Genomic DNA, 18,376 nt, shown 5'->3' with positions numbered 1-18,376 from the left:
GGAGAGCCGCTGTGGCTGAACTGGACACGCTTACTGAAGATCTGACACGCCGTATGGAGGGTGCGCTCGACAGCCTGCGTCGTGATTTTGCCGGTCTGCGTTCCGGGCGCGCCAACGCGGCCCTGCTGGAGCCGGTGCGTGTCGAGGCCTATGGCGGTGAAGTGCCGTTGACGCAGGTGGCGACGATCGCGGCTCCGGAAGCACGGATGCTGACGGTTCAGGTCTGGGACCGTTCGCTGGCTGGTCTGGTTGAAAAGGCCATTCGCGATTCCGGTCTGGGTCTCAACCCGGCGGGCGAAGGTCAGACCATCCGCGTGCCGATTCCCCAGCTGACCGAAGAACGCCGTAACGAACTGGCCAAGGCCGCCGGTCGGTATTCCGAAGGCGCCAAGATTGCTGTTCGCGGTGTCCGTCGCGATGGCATGGACAAGACCAAGGGCTTCGAGAAGAAGGGCGAGATCAGCGAGGACGATGTGAAGACGTGGTCGGACGCGATCCAGAAGCTCACCGACCAGTACGTGAAGAAAATCGACGAGGCGCTTTCTGAAAAAGAGCGCGAGATCAAGCAGGTCTGATCTCGGGAATGCCTCTTCCTCTGGCAACGGCGACGACAGGCCCTGTGACGATCGGAGCGTCTTCGGACGGTTCGGTCCCCCGGCATGTTGCGATCATAATGGATGGTAACGGACGATGGGCCGCCTCTCGTGGGCTGCCGCGTATCGCCGGCCATCGCGCTGGAGCCGAGGCGGTGACCCGTTGCCTGAAGGCGGCGCGTGCGCAGGGGCTGGAATATCTGACGCTCTATGCGTTTTCATCGGAAAACTGGCGGCGTGGCCCTGATGAAGTCGCGGATCTGAAGGGGCTGCTCCGCTTTTATCTCCGTCACAAGGTGGCGGAACTGCACAGCCAGCAGGTACGCATCCTGTTTGTCGGTGAGGTGCACCGTTTTGGCCCGGATCTCTGCGACGAGCTAGAGCGGGCCGAGCGGCTGACGGCGCATAACACGGGTCTGACCCTGCTGCTGGCCCTGTCCTATGGCGGGCGCAGCGAAATCGTGCAGGCCGCGAAGGCGCTGGCGCGGGCGGCCCTGCGCGGCGAGATCGATCCCGATTCGATTGATGAGGATGTCGTGTCACGTCACCTGCTGACGGCAGGTATTCCCGACCCGGATGTCATTGTCCGTACGAGCGGTGAGCATCGGCTTTCCAATTTCCTGCTCTGGCAGAGCGCCTACGCCGAACTGGTTTTTCTCGAGCAGCTCTGGCCGGATTTCAATGAAACCAGCTTCATGCAGGTGCTGGAGATCTATGCCCGCCGGGAACGACGCTTCGGTGCGCGTCCAGCGTGAACAGTCCCGTTTCCCCGCCGACCGCATCGGCTAAAGGTTCGAACTGGCAGGATCTCAGACCACGCCTTATTTCCGCAGTAGTGCTCATCATCGTGGCCGCGACGGCGATCGGGGCCGGGGGCGTGATCTATGGCGGCCTCATCATTCTGACCATGTGCGGACTGGCGTCCGAACTGGCCGGACTGTTCGGCCTGTCAACGCGGTCATGGCGTGGCGTGCTGTATCTGGGATGGGCATTGTGCGCCGGTATCGTGGCCTATGCCGGGCGATGGGCGCAGCTTGTCGCCTTTCCCATGAGCGCTTTCATATTCGGCCCGGCCCTGTGGTGCGGCAACGCCATCATTGTTGCGGCGGGCGCTTCGCTGCTGTGGCTGCGTCTTGGAGTCGATACCGGCATATGGTCGGTGGTGTCCGTCATTGCTCTGGTCGTGGTCAGCGATTCCTCGGCGTATCTGGTGGGGCGTCTTGTCGGCGGCCCCAAGCTGGCTCCGTCCATTTCTCCGGGCAAAACGCGCTCAGGCGCTGTCGGTGGTCTCGCCGGAGCCATGCTGGCGGGCATGTTTCTGGCGTGGCTTTCCGGAAAGAATGGTGGTTTGCCACTCTCTTCAGTGCTGCTTCGAAGCGCGGGATGGGCCGCGCTTCTGGGTGTTGTGGCCCAGACAGGCGACCTTATCGAGAGCGCTGTGAAACGCAGGCGTGGCGTGAAGGATTCCGGCACGCTGTTGCCGGGACATGGTGGGCTGCTCGATCGTTTTGATGCGCTGCTGGCGGTTGCTCCGCTGGCGGCCCTGCTGTCTCTGGCGGCGCAGCAGGGTGCGGGTTTCTGGACTGTTGGAGTGGGCGATATTCTCGCTGCTCTGATGAGAATGATGGGACGCTGACGGAAGTATGACAGGGCTTCTTCACGGAGCCCTGTCGTTTTTTCTGGATAAAGCGGGTAAGATGAGGCGGTGATGAAGACAGTAACGGTTCTGGGGTGCACGGGAAGCATCGGCTGCTCGACGGTCGATCTCCTGCATCAGTCGGGCGACGATGTGGCGGTGCGGGTTCTGGTCGGTGGCCGGAATGTCGCGCTGCTGGCCGAGCAGGCGAAGGCGCTGCGTGCGGAACAGGCCGTGATTGCGGACGAGGCGCTGCTTCCGGAACTGAAGTCCCTGCTTGCCGGAACCGACGTGAAAGCCAGTGGTGGCCGCGCCGCCGTTATCGAAGCGGCGGGTGTTCCTGCTGACTGGACCATGGCGGCGATCACCGGCGCCGCCGGTCTGGAGCCGACTCTTGCCGCCGTCAGGAACGGTCGCACAGTGGCGCTGGCCAATAAGGAAGCGCTGGTCTGCGCTGGCGATGTCATGCTGCGCGCCGTGAAGGACGCCGGCGCGACATTGCTTCCCGTCGACTCCGAACATAACGCCGTTTTTCAGGCCATGGCCGACCGGCAGGAAGATCAGGTCGAGAAGATCATTCTCACCGCATCCGGCGGCCCGTTCCGCACGGCGACGCTGGAGCAGATGGAAGCCGCGTCACCTGCGCAGGCGCTGAAGCATCCGACATGGACCATGGGTGCGAAAATTAGCATCGATTCCGCCTCCATGTTCAACAAGGGGCTGGAAGTTATTGAAGCCGCCCGCATTTTCGGGCTGACCGAAGACCGGATCGACGTTCTGGTGCACCCCCAGTCCGTCGTGCATGGTATGGTGCAGTACACAGATGGAAGTCTGATCGCCCAGATGGGCTCCGCCGACATGCGTATCCCCATCGCGCACTGCCTGGCCTGGCCGAAGCGTATGGCGACGACCTCACCCCGTCTGGATCTTGCCGCTTTCGGAACGCTCGTGTTCGAGGCTCCGGACCCGGTGCGCTTTCCGGCGCTGCGTCTTGCGCGACAGGCGCTTCGTGACGGAGGGGCCGCGTCCACCATCCTCTCCGCCGCGAACGAGATTGCTGTTGAAGCCTTTCTGAACAACCGTATCGGTTTTCTTGATATTCCCCGGATTGTCGAGGCGGTCATGGCGGCTCTCGGCGCTCCGGCCATCAATGATCTGGACGCAGTCCTTCACTGGGACGCGGAAGCACGACGGGCGGCGGAAGATCGCGTCCTGAAGCGGGCAGCCTGAGCCGCCATGAATCTGACGCCGCGATGCGTGCGCAAAGGAGTATGACCCATGCATGACCTGATCCGGACGATCCTCGCGTTCTGCGTCGTCCTCGGCGTTCTGGTCTTCATCCATGAGCTCGGTCATTACCTCGCCGCACGCTGGCGTGGGGTGAAGGTCGAGACGTTCTCCATCGGCTTCGGTCCGCCGCTGGTTCGGTGGACGGACAAAGCCGGGACCGAGTGGCGTGTGGGGCCGATTCCGCTGGGCGGTTTCGTCAAGCCGCACGGTTTCGAAGGGCCGGACGAGGCGACGGACGAGCAGAAAGCTGCATGGGAGCCGGGGCGGACTTTCCACGACAAGCCGGTCCTGTCGCGCGCTATCATCATCCTCGCCGGACCGGTCTTCAATTTCGTGCTGGCGTTTGTTCTGTTCGTGTTGCTGTTCGCGACATGCGGCCAGCCTGTGCCGCGTAACGAAGTCGCGGGTGTGCGGACGGGGAGCGCTGCCGCAACCGCCGGGCTGAAGGTCGGTGACACCATCCTCGGTCTGGGTGATCTGAGCAGCTCCGATGTTTCCGCGATCCAGAAGCAGGTGGCGTCTGAACCGGGACAGCAGACGACCATTCACATCAAGCGTGGTGCGGAGGATCTCACCCTGCCGGTGACGCTGGACAGGGTGGCGTCCTCTTCCGGGCATGCGAAGCCGATCGGTCAACTTGGGATCGAGTTTGCCTCAACACCCGGAGCCGCTCAGTCCTTTCCCCGTGCTGTCGTCAGTGGGGCGAAGGCGACCTGGATGACGACCGTGCAGACGCTGGACGGACTGATCCAGATCATTACCGGACAGCATACGGCGCGGGATCTTGGAGGGCCGTTGCGGATCGCACAGATGTCCGGACAGGTCGCGCAGTATGGTTTTGCCAGCCTGCTGTCCTTCATGGCGCTGCTGTCGGTCAATCTGGGACTGATCAATCTGTTCCCGGTGCCGATTCTGGATGGAGGCCGTCTGGTGTTCTATCTGGTGGAGGCGATTCGAGGCCGTCCGGTGCCAAAAAAGATACAGGAACTGGGCTTTCAGGCTGGTTTTGCCCTGCTGGCCGGGCTGTTTCTGTTTTCGACCTTCAACGACCTTTCCAGCTTTGGACTTTTCAGGTGGCTGTCCTCGCTGGCGGGATGAGGGGGCTCGCCGGAGCGTCCATGATGGCGCTCCCTGTGCCCTGCAGGCAGGGTTTATTAAAAAAACCTTTTGCATAATGCGGAAAACCGGCATCACTGGCTTGCGGGATGACCGGAAGTTCGGATAGTCCCATGGTGGACGCAAAGCTGTGTCCCAGGGGAGGAAACTGTGCAGGTGGCACAGCTTCCTGTCTTCCTGAAAGTGACAGTTCGGAAAGGCTGCCTTGATGGTGACAATTCAGGACGGAAAGGGTGCTGGTGTTGAAGAGTAAACGTTCGGCTCTGCTTGCATCGGTGTGCCTGCTGCCCGCCCTGTTGTCTCAAAAGGCTTCCGCCCAGTTCATGCCCGTGCATCAACATCCGGTGGCGTCACGGCAGACAGTCGGCGATGATGTGATCGCCCGCAATCAGCGCATCGAGGAAATCGAGGTTCACGGCAATGACCGTATCGAGCCGAGTACGATTCTGTCCTATATGGTCGCGCGTCCCGGCGACACCTTCAATCAGGACGATCTCGACCGCTCGCTGAAGACGCTCTACGCCACGGGTCTTTTCAAGGACGTGACGCTGCACCGGTCCGGCAACATGCTGCAGGTGCAGGTGGTCGAAAACCCGATCGTCAATCGGATCGTCTTTGAAGGAAACCACGCGGCGAAGGATGAAGACCTCCGCAAGGTGATCGGTCTGAGACCGCGTGCGGTGTTCACGGCTGAGGCGGCGACATCCGATCGGCAGAAGATTCTTGAGGTCTATGCCCAGAAGGCCCGCTATGGCGCCGAAGTGACGCCGCAGCTGATCAAGCTGGCGCATAATCGTGTCGATGTGGTGTTTCAGGTCAACGAGGGACCCCAGACGCTCATCAAGCGCATTGCGTTCGTCGGCAACAGACATTTCAGCGAAGCGCAGCTCGCCAGCGTGGTCTCCTCCAAAGAGACGGCATGGTACCGTTTCTTCTCTTCTGCTGACCAGTACAACCCCGAGCGGCTGCGATACGATGCGGAACTGCTGCGTCGTTACTACCTCGCCAACGGATTTGTCGATTTCCAGATGGTCAACGCGACCGGTGAAATGTCACCTGATCGCAAGTCCTTCTTCGTGACCTTCACGATCAAGGAAGGGCCGCGCTACCGACTGGGCAAGATCGATATTCGTTCCAGCCTCAGACATATGCCGGCCGTGAAGCTGCGTAAGTATGTCGAGGTTTATCCGAATCAGTGGTACGACGGAAACGCGGTTCAGCAGAACGTGACCAACATGGAGGAGAGCCTCCAGAGTGAAGGCAATCCCTTTGCGATGGTCCGTCCCGAGATCGCCCGTAACCCGGAAAAGCAGATCGTCAACCTTCTATTTGACGTAAGCGAAGGGCCGCGGATGTATGTCGAGCGGCTCGACATCAACGGCAATACCGTCACACGCGACAATGTCATCCGTCGTCAGATGCCGATGTCCGAGGGCGACCCGTACACACCGGTTCTGAAGAAATACGCCAAGCAGTCCCTTGAGGATCTGGGCTACTTCAAGACGGTTACGATCAATCAGGGGCAGGGCTCCGCACCGGACAAGGTCAATGTTTCCACTGGCGTCGTGGAAAAGCCGACGGGTGAATTCTCGCTTGGTGGCGGTTACTCCACCGACGTGGGCGTGATCGGTAACATCGGTCTGAAGCAGCATAACCTGCTCGGTACGGGCGTTGACGCCGGTATTTCCGGCACCATGGCCTATTACCAGCGTCAGGTTGATGCCTCGATTACGGATCCCTACTTCCTGAACCGCAACCTCGTGGTCGGCGCGGATCTGTTCTACATCAACAACCATTATCAGACGTACCAGAACTACTCCGAGAGCCGTTATGGCATCACCCTGCGTATGGGTTACGCCTATACCAACCATCTGTCGCAGTCGTTCAACTACTCGCTGATGGAACGTGGTGTTTCGGGTGTCTGGGATCATTCCTCCCAGTATATTCTGGATAACCAGGGTCACTCCCTGCTCTCGCAGCTTGGAACCGTGCTGCAGTATGATACCCGTGACCGCCGTATGCTGCCGCACAAGGGCTTCATCCTGCGTCTGGGTGGCGATGTCGCCGGTCTGGGTGGTGACGCCCGCTATCTCCGTGGCAAGTTTGACGCCGCCTACTACCTGCCGCTTGACGATCTCATGAACAATCATGACTGGACCGTCGAATTCAAGGCGGGCACCGGCTACATGACTGACTGGGGTCACGGCAAGGACTGGATCATCGATAACTTCTATCTTGGTGGTAACAACCTGCGCGGCTTCTGGGATGGTGGTGTCGGACCTCGCGCCATTGGTCAGGACACTCCGGTTGGTCATAACCGTGCCGGTGAAGATATGCTGGGCGGCCGTTTCATCTATACAGGATCGGTGACGGTTCACTTTCCGATCCCCTACGCGTCTTCCATGGGCCTTCGTGGACGTGCCTTTGTTGACACCGGTAGCCTTGCGGGTCTGCGCGTTCGCCGTCGTCTGACCAATCCCGAAAAGGATGGCTCCCTGTATCAGGGCGTAAGCGGTAACTCTCTGACGCCGCGCGTCAGCGCGGGTGCCGGTATTTCGTGGAAAAGTCCGTTTGGCCTCCTGAATATTGACTGCGGTATACCGATCCGTCGCAGTTACAATGACCGTACGCAGCTTCTGCGCTTTGGCTTCGGCCAGCAATTCTGAGGTGATGATGATTCGTTTTTCACGGGCCGCTGTTCTGGCCTCTTCGATGTTGCTTGCCGCCGGTGGAATGATCTCCGGCGATGCGTTCGCCCAGTCGGCTGGCGGCGGTGGCTGGTTCGTGCCGAAAGCGGCGCATCCGGTTGCGCCTCCTCCGGCTCATGCGCCGTCACACGCCAGCCGTCCTATGCCGCAGCCTGCGGAAGATGAGGGCGGTGGTGACGACGCTGAAAACTCATCCCGTCCGCCTCCGGTTCTGCCTCAGCCAGCCATTCCTCCGGCGCCTGCGCTGCCGAAGGCGGGTCCGCCACCGGCTGCCGTCATTGGCATGATCAGCGTCGCAGACGTCATGCGTCAGTCTCTGGCCGGACAGCAGGTCGAGCGTGAACTTGGTGGTCGTCGTGACGAACTGGCGCGCGATGCACAGCATGCGCAGGGTGGCTGGCGCGAAGAGCAGCAGAAGCTGCAGAGCAACGCCAAGAGCATGACTGCTGACCAGATCCAGTCGCAGGAGCGGGCTCTGCAGTCGAAAGTCATGCGTGCGCAGCGTCAGTTCCGTGACCGTAACCGGGTCATCCAGGAAGCGGCTCAGGTTGCTCTGGGACAGATCGAGCGTGAGCTTGTGCAGGTGATCCAGCAGGTTGCGGGTAGTCACGGCATGAACCTCGTTCTGCACAGCGAGCAGGTCGCCCTGCATGTGGACGGTCAGGACATCACCAACGAAGTCGCCAAGCAGCTGAACGTGGTGCTGCCAAAAGTCTACATCCCGGCGGCAAACGAGGATCCGGAAGTTCTGGCCAAGTCCGGCAAGATGCCGACGACAGCCTCGCCGCCGCCGGGGCCGGCTCCAACGACCAGTCAGGCGGCTTCGCCTGCGCCAGCTGCTGCTCCGGCACAGAAGTGACCGGGCAGAAGGTGGTCTGACATAATGGTGCGTAATCCTGAAACTGCGCTGGGTGATCAAAAGGCGGCGGGTGTGGCCAACGCTCGTTTCTTCACCCGCAGTGGCCCGTTTTCCGGAGAAGAACTGGCCGCTGCGGCGGAGGGGGAATTTGTTCCTCCTCGTGAAGGCGCAGAGGCAGGGCGACGCTATGTCGGGATCGGTCCGCTTCAGTCAGCAGGCGCGACCGAAGTCAGTTTTCTCGATAACCGGCGTTATGCGCCGCTGCTGGACGCCACACGGGCCGGTCTGATCATCGTCGCGCCCGCATTTGCGAAACGGGTGCCCGCGACCAGTGCGGCGATCGTTTCCTCCACCCCTTATCTCGCCTGGTCGCGGGTGGCGCGGATGTTCCATCCGGTTCCACCTGCGAAACCGGGTCGTCACGCGAGTGCTGTCATTGGAGAAGGCGCTGTTGTGCCTGATTCCTGTGAAATCGGTCCTTTTGTGGTGATCGGGAATGGCGTGGAAATCGGCGAGGGGACCATCATCGGCCCTCACGCCGTTATCGGGGATGGGGTGACCATCGGCAGGGATTGCCGGATCGGTCCTCAGGTTGTCGTCTCACATGCGACACTGGGCGACAGGGTGACCCTGTTTCCCGGTGCGCGGATCGGGCAGGACGGATTTGGTTTCGCTGTTGGTCCAGCGGGTTTTGAAAGTGTGCCGCAGCTTGGGCGCGTCGTGCTTGAACATGATGTGGAAATCGGTGCGAACTCGACAATTGATCGTGGTTCGGTGCAGGACACGGTGATCGGCGCCGGCTCCCGCCTCGACAATCTTGTTCAGATTGGTCACAACACCCGTCTTGGCAAATGCTGTATTGTGGTGTCGCAGGCAGGTATTTCCGGTTCGACCGAGTTGGGCGACTTCGTGACAGTCGCTGCGCAGGCTGGTCTGATCGGTCATATCAAGATAGGCACGAAAGCCCGTATTGGCGCACAGTGTGGTGTCATGTCGGATGTTGAGGCTGGCGCAGACGTCATCGGCAGTCCGGCGATGCCTTTCCGGGAGTTTTTCCGGAATGTGGCGACGCTCCGCAAGCTGTCGAAGAAACCCGGCAGCGGGGACGAATGACAGGAACAGGCGCAGCAAGCGCATTGAAATGGTTTGAGAGACGTGGATCAGAAACCTGAAACGCAGGCTCCCGCAAAGGGGCCGACCCATATTGAAGCCGTGGATGTCATGCGGATCATGGAAGCGATTCCTCATCGCTATCCATTTCTGCTGATTGATCGCATGGTTGATGTCGAACTGGGTGCATCCGCTGTTGGCGTGAAGAATGTTTCCGTCAACGAGCCTTTTTTTCAGGGACACTTTCCTGCGCGTCCGGTCATGCCTGGTGTGCTGATCGTTGAAGCCATGGCCCAGACAGCAGCAACTCTTGTGGTGCTGACGCTCGGCAAGGCGTTCGAGGGCAAGCTGGTCTATTTCATGACCATCGAGAACGCCAAGTTCCGTCGTCCCGTTGGACCGGGTGATCAGCTGCGCATTCATGTCGAGAAAGAGCGTCAGCGAGCGAACGTCTGGAAGTTCAAGGGTGTGGCGCGCGTGGAAGATGTGTCAGTAGCAGAAGCTACATTCAGCGCCATGATCATGGAATAGCAGTGGGCTGGGACAGGATGTTTGGCTTCTGTCTGAAGGCAGGCGTTCCTGATAGTGATTCTGCCGGTCCACGAATTGCCGTAATTGACGTGGATACGGGAAATGGCGGCAATGGAGGCAGCTCTGGCTGAAGCGATGAAAATTAAGGAAGCAGGCCTCTCACGGGGTCTTGAGTCGTTTCCCGAAGGCATCCATCCCACGGCGATCATCGCTCCGGAAGCAAAACTCGGCAAAGGCGTAAGAATTGGACCATGGTGTTCGATCGGCCCCGATGTCGAGGTTGGCGACGGCGTGGAAATGGTGGCCAATGTCGTTGTGGATGGCCACACGCGTCTTGGTGACAACTCGCGTTATTATCCGTTCACGACTGTAGGGCTGGCGCCTCAGGATCTGAAATATAACGGTGAGCCGACGCGCTGCGAGATCGGTGCCCGTACGGTTGTGCGTGAGCACGTCACGATTCACCGTGGCACGGCCACGGGAAGTGGTCTTACCCGTGTTGGCTCGGACTGTCTGATCATGGCCAACGCCCACGTAGCCCATGACTGCACGCTGGGTGACCGCGTGATCATCGTCAACAATGTGGTTATGGGTGGACACGTTTCCATTGCGGACGATGCCCGCGTGATGGGGTCCGCCGCCATCCACCAGTTTGTCCGGATCGGCCGGGCGGCTCTGGTTGGCGGCGTTGCGGGTGTCGAGGCGGATGTCATTCCCTATGGCAGTGTGCTGGGAAACCGTGCGCGTCTGGTAGGGCTGCACTGGATCTGGCTGCGTCGGCATGGGGTAAAGCTGGAAGAGCGCCATCGCATGCGGCAGGCCTTCCGGTTGCTGTATCCACGGGACGGTCAGGGTGACGTCTTTGCCGCGCGTCTCGAGCAGGTGAAGGCGCAGTTCTCGGATGATCCGCGTATCGCTGAAATTCTTGCTTTTATCGACGCACCCTCCCGTCGTGGACTCGTGCGTATCGCAACGAGCGATTTTTCCACAAGTGAAACCGAAGCCGGTTAAGGCTACAGACAGTGAACGCTTCTGACGCATCGCGACGTTGCGTTGGTATCCTTGCGGGAGGCGGACCCCTACCGGGGCAGGTGGCCGCCGCCGCTGCCGCGCAGGGGCGCGATGTTTTTATTGTTGCCTTTCAGGATTTTGCCGAGCCTGCTGTCGTCGCGCCATGGTCGCATGCTTACGTGCGTCTGGCCGCTGCGGGCGCGATCCTGTCTGAACTTCGCAAGCATGACTGTGGCGACATCGTTCTGATCGGCCCTGTGCGCCGACCTTCCTTCCGTGATCTTCGCCCTGATGCAGAAGGCGCCCGTATCCTTGCGCGTCTTGGTAGAGCGCTTTTCGCTGGTGATGACGGGCTGCTGGGAGCGCTTGTCAGAATTCTTGGAGAAGAGGGTTTCACCGTCCGGGGAGCCCATGAATTCCTGTCGCAGTCTTTGGGGCGCACGGGTTCCCTTGGACGCCATGAGCCTGATGAGATGGCCCGTTCTGACATCGAACGCGGTGTTGAAGTGGTTCGGGAATTGGGCAAGCTGGATATCGGTCAGGGATGCGTCGTTCAGAACGGTGTTGTGCTGGCTGTTGAAGCCATGGAAGGCACTGACGCCATGCTGAAGCGTGCAGGTCAGTGCCGCCAGCCCGGTGAGGGTGGTGTGCTGATAAAACTGTGTAAGCCTGGACAGGAGCGTCGGGCTGACATGCCGACGATTGGTCCCAGAACGATTGAAGAAGCGTCTCAGGCTCGACTTGTTGGTGTGGCTTTTGAGGCTGGAGCGACTCTGCTGACGGACCCGGAGGCCTGTATTGCAGCGGCTGATAATGCCGGGCTGTTTCTGTTCGGTGTTTGAGGTCGTTACTCGATCCCTTTAAGTATACTGACAGTTTCGATTATGAGCTGTCGTTTTTACAAGAATTTATCGTATTTCATTGAATGTTTTTTGCGTGGAAACACAATACATTATGTAATATATAATTTGCTTTTTATTGAGGATTATACGGCCTTGCCCCAGAACTCAGTCAACATGACTTCGGCTCATGCTGGTCGCGATATATCGGTCGATATCATTCGTGGAATAGCCATCATTCTGGTTGTTCTTGGTCATGCGAACAGAGGCCAGATGGAAACGATGGCCATTGCTCCGGCGAGTTTGCAGTTCCTCGATTTTGTTGTTTATGCAGTGCACATGCCTGTATTTTTCTTGGTTTCTGGATATTTTACATTTGTTTCCTTGAGTAAAAGAAAAGAATCAATATTTCTTGGAAGCAGAATTCCAAATATAGTCTGGCCTTACTGCCTATGGTCAGTTATTTATTGTTTTGTGGGACATGTAATGTCTTCTCTGACACAAGTGCATCATATGGTGGCCTGGCGTCAGATTCTGTTGATTGGCTGGCAGCCTATCAGTGTTCTCTGGTTTCTTTACGCTCTGTTTTTCATGCAGATCGGTGCTATTCTGTTATGGCGTCGTCCTGTCGCTATTCTGGCGCTCAGTCTCGCTGTAGACCTTGCTGTGGCCTTTGTGCCTTCAGGCATGCTGCCCAGTATCGTCGTTGATATTATTGTTCAGGCGCCATTTTTTTACATTGGTCTTCTGTTGGCTGAGAGAGGTTTGCCTGCGCTGCCGACTGTCAGGCAGGCAGGCTTGTGGGGCACGGGCATTCTGGTGGTCTACGGGGGCCTCGCCTACGCAATGTTTGAGGCGCATGTGGGACGGTCTGTCCAGTTTATAATGTTGCCAGTTGCTTTTCCTGGTCTTCTTGGTCTGGCGTTCCTGAGCCGTGCAATCCTGCGGATGCATTCATTGTCTTTTATTGCATCCGGACTGGCGCGACTGGGGCAGGCCTCGCTCGCCATCTATTTACTGCATATTCTCGTGCTGGCTCTGGTGCCCCGGATGCTGCATCAGATGCACGTGAACACGGCTGCTCCTGCATTGATTTGCGGCACTCTGGTTGGTGTGGCAGGCTCTTATGCTCTGTATCTCGGACTGGAAAAAATCCGGATTGCCCGTTTCTTTGCTCTGCGATGAAGCGGCTGCTTCCCACTATGGCATGATCTGAAAGCGAAGACTCTTATCGGCAGGAGAACCGACCATGGGTACCTATCTGCACACCATGATCCGCACAAAAAATCTTGAGGCCAGTCTGGCGTTTTACAAGCTTCTGGGGATGCATGAACTCCGCAGGCGGGATGTGCCTGAGGGGAAATACACTCTGGTGTTCATCGGTTTCGCAAGTAATGTGGAAGGTCAGGCGGAAGTGGAGCTGACCTATAACTGGGGCGAAGATGCGGGATATGACATCGGCACCGGCTTCGGTCATCTTGCTATTGGTGTTCCTGACGTCGCTGCGGCCGTTGAAACGGTCAGAGCTGGCGGTGGCAAGGTTACACGTGAAGCAGGACCGGTGAAATTCGGCACGTCAGTGATCGCGTTCGTGGAAGATCCAGACGGCTACAAAATTGAACTCATCCAGAAGCCTGAACTGGCCTGATAGTCAGGCTTTCGTTGTTTTCAGGCGTTCCGTCATACGATCAAGAGCCGAGAGAATCTGTTCGGCTCTGGTTCGGGTGGCTTCATCCGCACTGAGGGAAAGCTGGTCAGCCGCCAGCATGGCGGGAGAGATCATCCCCCGCAGATCATGACGTAACTGGTGAGAAATTTCCGGCGCTGGCTGGGTGGCTTTTTCACTGACTGACACGCTGGCAACAGGCGTTGCGGGCAGGCAGAGGAAAGCGCCCGTTGCGATGAGCGCCCCCGCAAGGCTCAGAAGAATCCGTGCGGCCAGCGGTAAAGGCACGAACAGGGAAATCAGGCCGCAGGCGAGTACAAGAAGAAAAACGGAGAGAGCGGGGAGGGAGCGGGACAATTCTGTCTCCTGGCGGGAAAATGGTCAGAGTCGGACCGTAAGCACGCATTGTATAATGTTGACGTTACAGCCTCACATGACTATAAGCCCGCGATCCAGACAAGACACGGAATGACTCCGGTTTTGTCTTTTACGAAATCGAGTCTGAGAATTTTAAGGGAGTGCCGCCGTGAAGCGCACGTATCAACCTTCCAAGCTGGTCCGTAAGCGCCGCCACGGTTTCCGTGCACGCACCGAAACGGTCGGTGGTCGCCGCATTCTTGCGAATCGTCGTTCCAAGGGCCGCAAGCGCCTGTCAGCCTGAGACCCGGTCTCAGGTTACTTCGACGAATCAGCGCGGAGGATATGCTTATGCACCCACGCTCGATTCGTCTGAAAAAACGGCCCCAGTTTCTGGCTGTTGCGGCAAAAGCCCGCAAAGCGCCGATGCCGGGGCTGGTTCTTCAGGCGCTCCGTCGTGATGATGACGGTGTTGCCCGTGTCGGTTTCACCGTCACCAAAAAAGTCGGTAATTCAGTCGTCCGGAACCGTACACGCAGACGGTTGAAGGAAGCACTTCTCGCCGTGGAGCGGGAAACTCCCCTGACTGGCGTCGATCTCGTTCTGATCGGTCGTGACGGAACAGGACGCCGCTCCTTTCCTGATCTTGTTGAAGATCTTCGCAAAGCTCTCCGTAAAACAGACGCTCTGACATGAAGCGGGGCGGTTCCCAGTTTCTGTCTGTAGCTATTATTGGCTGCATGCGTTTCTGGCAGATCGCCATGCGTCCGGTGATGGGGCCGAACTGTCGGTTTCATCCCTCCTGCAGCTGTTATGGCGTCGAAGCCGTGCAGGCACATGGTCCATTCAAAGGGCTCTGGCTGACGCTCTGGCGGATTGTGCGCTGCAATCCGTGGTCAGCAGGAGGGTATGACCCGGTTCCTCCTGCTGATAAGTCCCGGAATTCGGTCAAAATCCGAACATAGTTTGCCGGAGCATCTGGCAATCGGGCGCAATTCCGCTATGAGATACCGCTGATTGTGCCGGGCGCCATGCTGGTTGCCCGGAGGTGTTTTCACGAAGTTAGAGAGGCCAGCCGGTCGGTATGGATATCAGACGTGTAATATTGGCGACCGTTCTGTCGGCGCTGGTACTAATCGGTTTTGAGTATTTCATGCCGGAGGAACACAAAACCTCATCGGCGATACAGGGCAAAACCACAGCCATAACGGCGCCTCCCACAGAGAATGATCAGCCAAGAGTGACGGATCGCGAAGAAGCGCCGTCACGTCTGCCGATTGATGCTGTGGATGTGGTGGGTTCCGTCAATCTTCGGGGCGCCCGTCTCGATGATCTGGTTCTTCGCGGCTACCATGAGACTGTCAGACCTGACAGTCCGCTTGTTCGCGTGCTGGAAGCCCGGAACGAGAAGGAACCGACCTATGTCGAGTTCGGCTGGTATGGTTCGCCGGGGCAGACCATCAAGCTTCCTGACGCCCATACGCTGTGGACGACCTCGGCTCCCAAGCTCGGCTCCGATGCGCCTGTTGTTCTGACATGGGATAACGGTGGCGGTCTGACGTTTGAAATCGATCTTTCCGTGGATCGTGACTACATGTTCACGGTCACACAGAAGGTCCGCAACACGACAGGCGCAGCGGTATCACTGGTGCCGTTCTCCCGTGTGGTCCGTGGATATACGCCGGTCGAGACGGGCGGCATGCTGGTGCATGAAGGCCCGATTTCCGTGATCGACGGAAAGCTGGGCGAAGAGTCCTACAAGTCGCTTCGTGATGGCTCCACGGCACCAAACTTCGTGTCATGGTCGAAGGCTGGTACAGGCGGCTGGGCTGGTATCACCGATAAATACTGGCTGGCAGCCGTGGTTCCGGACCAGAAGGAAGAGGTTGGTGGCACCTATGGCTTCGATACGCCCGCTGGCGCGTATCAGGTCGGGTTCACTGGGCAGAAGCCGCTGGTCGCCGCACCTGATGCAGAGATCCAGACGACGTCGCATGTCTTTGCCGGAGCCAAGGAAGTCCGTCTTCTTGAGCGTTATCAGCATGAAATGAACATTCCGGATTTCTGGAAAGCTGTCGATTTCGGCTGGTTCGCCTTCCTGACACGTCCGGTGTTCTTCGTTCTTGACTGGCTCTATCAGTTCTTCGGCAACTTCGGTCTTGCTCTCCTGACCTTTACGCTGATCGTCAAGGCGGTGTTCTTCCCGCTGGCGTCCAAGGGGTTCCGTTCCGCCGCTGCGATGCGTGACATTGCGCCGCGCATGAAGGAACTGCGGGAGCGTTACAAGGATGATCCGGTTCAGATGAACCAGCAGGTCATGCAGCTTTACAAGAAGGAAGGCGTGAACCCGGCCAGCGGCTGTCTGCCGCTGTTGATTCAGGCCCCGGTCTTCTGGTGTCTGTACAAGGTGCTCTATGTCACCATCGAAATGCGTCACGCACCATTTGTTGGCTGGATTCACGATCTTTCTGCGCCGGACCCGACCAATATCTTCAACCTGTTCGGTCTGCTTCCTTTCGATCCGACGCTTGTTTCATCGTGGCTGCTTCTTGGCGCGTGGCCGATCCTGTATGGCATCACCATCTGGCTGATGCAGCGGATCAATCCCGCGACCGTTGATCCGGCGCAGAAGCCCGTGTTCATCATGATGCCGTTTATCTTCACCTTCTTCATGGCGCGGCAGCCTGTTGGTCTGGTGATCTACTATTGCTGGAACAACCTGCTGACGATGGCGCAGCAGTATACGATCATGAAGCTCCACGCCCGGAAGAAGAACGAGCCGGAGATCATTCCACCGGCCAAACCGCGTGGAAAGAAAGGCTGAACTGATGGCTGACGAACAGGACTTTTCTGCCTCTCTCGAGCTGTCACCCGAACAGCTTGAGGCCGGACGTCTCCTGTTCGCAGGACCATGTGATTTTTTCTATGGTGCGCAGCAGATTGGTCAGCTGCCGGATCCGGCAGCGCCGGAGGTGGCGTTTGCCGGACGTTCCAATGTCGGTAAATCAAGCCTCATCAATGCGCTGACAGGACGTAAAAGTCTCGCCAGGGCCTCTTCCGAGCCGGGCCGTACGAAGCAGCTCAATTTTTTCGATCTCAATGGTCAGCTCGTTCTCGTGGACATGCCGGGCTATGGCTTCGCCAAGGCGGCCAAGGCAGTGAAGGAAGACTGGCAGGGGATGATGTTCGATTATCTCCGCGGTCGCCCCAATCTGCGGCGCGTGATCCTGCTTCTGGACGCCCGGATCGAGACAAAGGCATCTGATCGCGACGTGATGGACATGTTCGACAAAGCGGCCATCAATTTTCAGGTCGTGCTGACGAAATGCGATGATGTGAAACCGAAAGCCGAGGAAGCCCGCTACCGTGAGGTTGTGGCTGAGGTGAGCCGTCATCCGGCCGCTCATCCCCTCGTTTTACGCACCAGCAGTGAAACGGGGCTCGGGATTCCGGAGCTGCGGGCTGAAATTGCAGCTTTTGCGGAACCGGTTCAGAACTGAGTGCGGATTGAGGTTCCCGGAACCTCATGTTTTGCGGTTCCGGCAGGCCGGGCCATGTTTTCAGGACATGTGGAGTTGAGATGACGGATCAGGGACTTCCATCAGCGGACGCCTTGCAGCAGGCGGCGACACTTGCGGGAGCACTGCCTTTCCTGCGTCGTTATGCCGGTGACACCATTGTCGTGAAGTATGGTGGGCACGCCATGGGTGACCCGGAACTGGCCCAGACGTTCGGCAAGGATATTGCCCTGCTGAAACTGGTGGGCATCAATCCGGTTGTGGTGCACGGCGGTGGTCCGCAGATCAACCAGATGCTGGAACGACTTCAGGTGAAGTCCTCTTTTGTCGATGGGTTCCGTGTTACGGATGCTGCGGCAATTGATGTTGTGGAGATGGTGCTGTGCGGCTCCGTCAACAAACAGGTTGCGAGCCTCATCAATGAAGCCGGTGCGCTGGCGGTTGGCGTCTCCGGTAAGGACGGTGGGCTGGTGAAAGCCAGCAAGCTACTGCGCAAGGTCAAAGATCCTGTCACAGGCGTTGAGCAGACATTGGATCTCGGCTTTGTCGGTGATCCCGACGAGATCAACCCTCAGGTGCTTTATGCGCTTTCAGGTTCGGGTCTTATTCCGGTCATTGCTCCGGTTGCAGGTGGCCATAATGGTGAGACCTTCAACGTCAACGCCGATTCTGTGGCCGGAGCGATTGCTGGCGCCATTCATGCCTCGCGCCTGCTGATGCTGACGGATGTGCCGGGTGTACTTGACGGAAACGGAAAGCTGATACCGGAACTGACAGCCGAGGAAGCACGCAAGGGTATTGCGTCCGGCATGATTTCCGGCGGCATGATCCCGAAGGTGGAGACCTGTCTGCAGGCTGTGAAGGCGGGGGCGAAGGCGGCTGTTATCGTGAACGGCCGTGTACCGCATGCCTGTTTACTGGAACTGTTTACACGCGCCGGTTCGGGAACCTTGATCCGCGCTGGTTGAGTTTCTGATTTTTAGTGACTGAACGAGAAAGGGCGTCTTCTGGACGCCCTTTTTTGTTGGCGTTTGCTCAGTTTGCAAGCAGAGCGACCTGTAGTCGGCCTCCTCATTCTTCTCTGTTTTAACAGGAAAAGATCAAAGGGAGAGGGGAGGGATGACGATGGAAATCAATAAAGA

At 58.4% G+C, this 18,376-nt stretch carries 20 protein-coding genes; 19 read left to right on the top strand and 1 reads right to left on the bottom strand.

The window, feature by feature from the left end:
• Positions 1-53 precede the first annotated feature (53 nt).
• From frr to gloA, 13 genes are all read left to right on the top strand, one after another.
• Entirely contained in the window at positions 54-575 is a 522-nt protein-coding gene (gene frr, locus GVI59_RS11945; RefSeq protein ID WP_048874179.1) for a ribosome recycling factor, read from the top strand.
• An 8-nt stretch (positions 576-583) separates the two neighbouring features.
• Complete coding sequence (uppS, locus tag GVI59_RS11940) at positions 584-1,348, top strand: polyprenyl diphosphate synthase (RefSeq protein WP_173574447.1); 765 nt, start codon at positions 584-586, stop codon at positions 1,346-1,348.
• A complete protein-coding gene (locus tag GVI59_RS11935) occupies positions 1,345-2,229 on the top strand; it encodes a phosphatidate cytidylyltransferase (RefSeq protein WP_408736619.1) in 885 nt (294 codons plus the stop codon). Before uppS ends, GVI59_RS11935 begins: the two co-directional genes overlap by 4 nt.
• A 72-nt stretch (positions 2,230-2,301) precedes the next feature.
• Positions 2,302-3,459, top strand: coding sequence for a 1-deoxy-D-xylulose-5-phosphate reductoisomerase (dxr, locus tag GVI59_RS11930; protein WP_173574446.1), 1,158 nt, complete (start codon positions 2,302-2,304; stop codon positions 3,457-3,459).
• 48 nt (positions 3,460-3,507) lie between these two features.
• Positions 3,508-4,617 (top strand): RIP metalloprotease RseP, encoded by a 1,110-nt coding sequence (rseP, locus tag GVI59_RS11925; RefSeq protein WP_173574445.1) that lies wholly within the window; start codon positions 3,508-3,510, stop codon positions 4,615-4,617.
• Positions 4,618-4,868: 251 nt separating this feature from the next.
• Complete coding sequence (gene bamA / locus GVI59_RS11920; protein ID WP_173574444.1) at positions 4,869-7,301, top strand: outer membrane protein assembly factor BamA; 2,433 nt, start codon at positions 4,869-4,871, stop codon at positions 7,299-7,301.
• Between the two features lie 7 nt (positions 7,302-7,308).
• Complete coding sequence (locus GVI59_RS11915) at positions 7,309-8,202, top strand: OmpH family outer membrane protein (protein ID WP_242013081.1); 894 nt, start codon at positions 7,309-7,311, stop codon at positions 8,200-8,202.
• A 24-nt stretch (positions 8,203-8,226) separates the two neighbouring features.
• Positions 8,227-9,315, top strand: a complete 1,089-nt coding sequence (gene lpxD, locus GVI59_RS11910) for a UDP-3-O-(3-hydroxymyristoyl)glucosamine N-acyltransferase (RefSeq protein ID WP_173574442.1) — start codon at positions 8,227-8,229, stop codon at positions 9,313-9,315.
• A 108-nt stretch (positions 9,316-9,423) separates the two neighbouring features.
• Positions 9,424-9,843: a 3-hydroxyacyl-ACP dehydratase FabZ gene (fabZ, locus tag GVI59_RS11905; protein ID WP_408736620.1), complete on the top strand. Its 420-nt coding sequence runs from the start codon at positions 9,424-9,426 to the stop codon at positions 9,841-9,843.
• A gap of 135 nt (positions 9,844-9,978) precedes the next feature.
• Entirely contained in the window at positions 9,979-10,854 is an 876-nt protein-coding gene (gene lpxA / locus GVI59_RS11900) for an acyl-ACP--UDP-N-acetylglucosamine O-acyltransferase (RefSeq protein ID WP_173574527.1), read from the top strand.
• A gap of 11 nt (positions 10,855-10,865) precedes the next feature.
• The gene (locus tag GVI59_RS11895; RefSeq protein WP_173574440.1) at positions 10,866-11,696 is read left to right on the top strand and encodes a UDP-2,3-diacylglucosamine diphosphatase LpxI domain-containing protein; all 831 of its coding nucleotides are present in this window, start codon (positions 10,866-10,868) and stop codon (positions 11,694-11,696) included.
• A 174-nt stretch (positions 11,697-11,870) separates the two neighbouring features.
• Positions 11,871-12,878: an acyltransferase family protein gene (locus tag GVI59_RS11890; RefSeq protein WP_173574439.1), complete on the top strand. Its 1,008-nt coding sequence runs from the start codon at positions 11,871-11,873 to the stop codon at positions 12,876-12,878.
• A gap of 64 nt (positions 12,879-12,942) precedes the next feature.
• Entirely contained in the window at positions 12,943-13,341 is a 399-nt protein-coding gene (gene gloA, locus GVI59_RS11885; protein WP_173574438.1) for a lactoylglutathione lyase, read from the top strand.
• A gap of 3 nt (positions 13,342-13,344) precedes the next feature.
• Here gloA and GVI59_RS11880 read toward each other — a convergent pair whose 3' ends face one another.
• Entirely contained in the window at positions 13,345-13,716 is a 372-nt protein-coding gene (locus GVI59_RS11880) for a hypothetical protein (protein ID WP_173574437.1), read from the bottom strand.
• Between the two features lie 169 nt (positions 13,717-13,885).
• Between GVI59_RS11880 and rpmH the strand changes: the two genes are divergently transcribed.
• The 6 genes from rpmH (at position 13,886) to argB (ending at position 18,202) form a co-directional block, all read left to right on the top strand.
• The gene (rpmH, locus tag GVI59_RS11875) at positions 13,886-14,020 is read left to right on the top strand and encodes a 50S ribosomal protein L34 (protein WP_010667008.1); all 135 of its coding nucleotides are present in this window, start codon (positions 13,886-13,888) and stop codon (positions 14,018-14,020) included.
• 47 nt (positions 14,021-14,067) lie between these two features.
• Positions 14,068-14,412: a ribonuclease P protein component gene (rnpA, locus tag GVI59_RS11870; protein WP_173574436.1), complete on the top strand. Its 345-nt coding sequence runs from the start codon at positions 14,068-14,070 to the stop codon at positions 14,410-14,412.
• Positions 14,409-14,681 carry a membrane protein insertion efficiency factor YidD gene (gene yidD / locus GVI59_RS11865; RefSeq protein WP_173574435.1) on the top strand — a complete coding sequence of 91 codons (273 nt, stop codon included), beginning with the start codon at positions 14,409-14,411 and terminating at the stop codon, positions 14,679-14,681. The genes rnpA and yidD overlap by 4 nt, the downstream gene beginning before the upstream one ends.
• Before the next feature lie 119 nt (positions 14,682-14,800).
• Positions 14,801-16,540 (top strand): membrane protein insertase YidC, encoded by a 1,740-nt coding sequence (yidC, locus tag GVI59_RS11860; protein ID WP_173574434.1) that lies wholly within the window; start codon positions 14,801-14,803, stop codon positions 16,538-16,540.
• 4 nt (positions 16,541-16,544) lie between these two features.
• Positions 16,545-17,216 (top strand): ribosome biogenesis GTP-binding protein YihA/YsxC, encoded by a 672-nt coding sequence (yihA, locus tag GVI59_RS11855; RefSeq protein ID WP_173574433.1) that lies wholly within the window; start codon positions 16,545-16,547, stop codon positions 17,214-17,216.
• 80 nt (positions 17,217-17,296) lie between these two features.
• Positions 17,297-18,202: an acetylglutamate kinase gene (argB, locus tag GVI59_RS11850; protein ID WP_173574432.1), complete on the top strand. Its 906-nt coding sequence runs from the start codon at positions 17,297-17,299 to the stop codon at positions 18,200-18,202.
• Positions 18,203-18,376 lie beyond the last annotated feature (174 nt).

It is taken from the genome of Acetobacter sicerae (assembly GCF_011516765.1).
In the GTDB taxonomy this organism is placed as follows: Bacteria; Pseudomonadota; Alphaproteobacteria; order Acetobacterales; family Acetobacteraceae; genus Acetobacter; species Acetobacter sicerae.
The sequence above is the reverse complement of the archived record's forward strand: the minus strand, read 5'-3'. Positions and strand labels throughout refer to the sequence as shown.

What these genes read in the sequence shown, in the direction of transcription:
- GVI59_RS11915 (WP_242013081.1), top strand. Translation starts at nt 7,309, where the DNA reads ATGATTCGTTTTTCACGGGCCGCTGTTCTGGCCTCTTCGATGTTGCTT.
- argB (WP_173574432.1), top strand. Translation starts at nt 17,297, where the DNA reads ATGACGGATCAGGGACTTCCATCAGCGGACGCCTTGCAGCAGGCGGCG.
- yihA (WP_173574433.1), top strand. Translation starts at nt 16,545, where the DNA reads ATGGCTGACGAACAGGACTTTTCTGCCTCTCTCGAGCTGTCACCCGAA.
- dxr (WP_173574446.1), top strand. Translation starts at nt 2,302, where the DNA reads ATGAAGACAGTAACGGTTCTGGGGTGCACGGGAAGCATCGGCTGCTCG.
- lpxD (WP_173574442.1), top strand. Translation starts at nt 8,227, where the DNA reads ATGGTGCGTAATCCTGAAACTGCGCTGGGTGATCAAAAGGCGGCGGGT.
- uppS (WP_173574447.1), top strand. Translation starts at nt 584, where the DNA reads ATGCCTCTTCCTCTGGCAACGGCGACGACAGGCCCTGTGACGATCGGA.
- yidC (WP_173574434.1), top strand. Translation starts at nt 14,801, where the DNA reads ATGGATATCAGACGTGTAATATTGGCGACCGTTCTGTCGGCGCTGGTA.
- yidD (WP_173574435.1), top strand. Translation starts at nt 14,409, where the DNA reads ATGAAGCGGGGCGGTTCCCAGTTTCTGTCTGTAGCTATTATTGGCTGC.
- fabZ (WP_408736620.1), top strand. Translation starts at nt 9,424, where the DNA reads ATGCGGATCATGGAAGCGATTCCTCATCGCTATCCATTTCTGCTGATT.
- rseP (WP_173574445.1), top strand. Translation starts at nt 3,508, where the DNA reads ATGCATGACCTGATCCGGACGATCCTCGCGTTCTGCGTCGTCCTCGGC.
- frr (WP_048874179.1), top strand. Translation starts at nt 54, where the DNA reads ATGGAGGGTGCGCTCGACAGCCTGCGTCGTGATTTTGCCGGTCTGCGT.
- rnpA (WP_173574436.1), top strand. Translation starts at nt 14,068, where the DNA reads ATGCACCCACGCTCGATTCGTCTGAAAAAACGGCCCCAGTTTCTGGCT.
- gloA (WP_173574438.1), top strand. Translation starts at nt 12,943, where the DNA reads ATGGGTACCTATCTGCACACCATGATCCGCACAAAAAATCTTGAGGCC.
- lpxA (WP_173574527.1), top strand. Translation starts at nt 9,979, where the DNA reads ATGAAAATTAAGGAAGCAGGCCTCTCACGGGGTCTTGAGTCGTTTCCC.
- GVI59_RS11890 (WP_173574439.1), top strand. Translation starts at nt 11,871, where the DNA reads ATGACTTCGGCTCATGCTGGTCGCGATATATCGGTCGATATCATTCGT.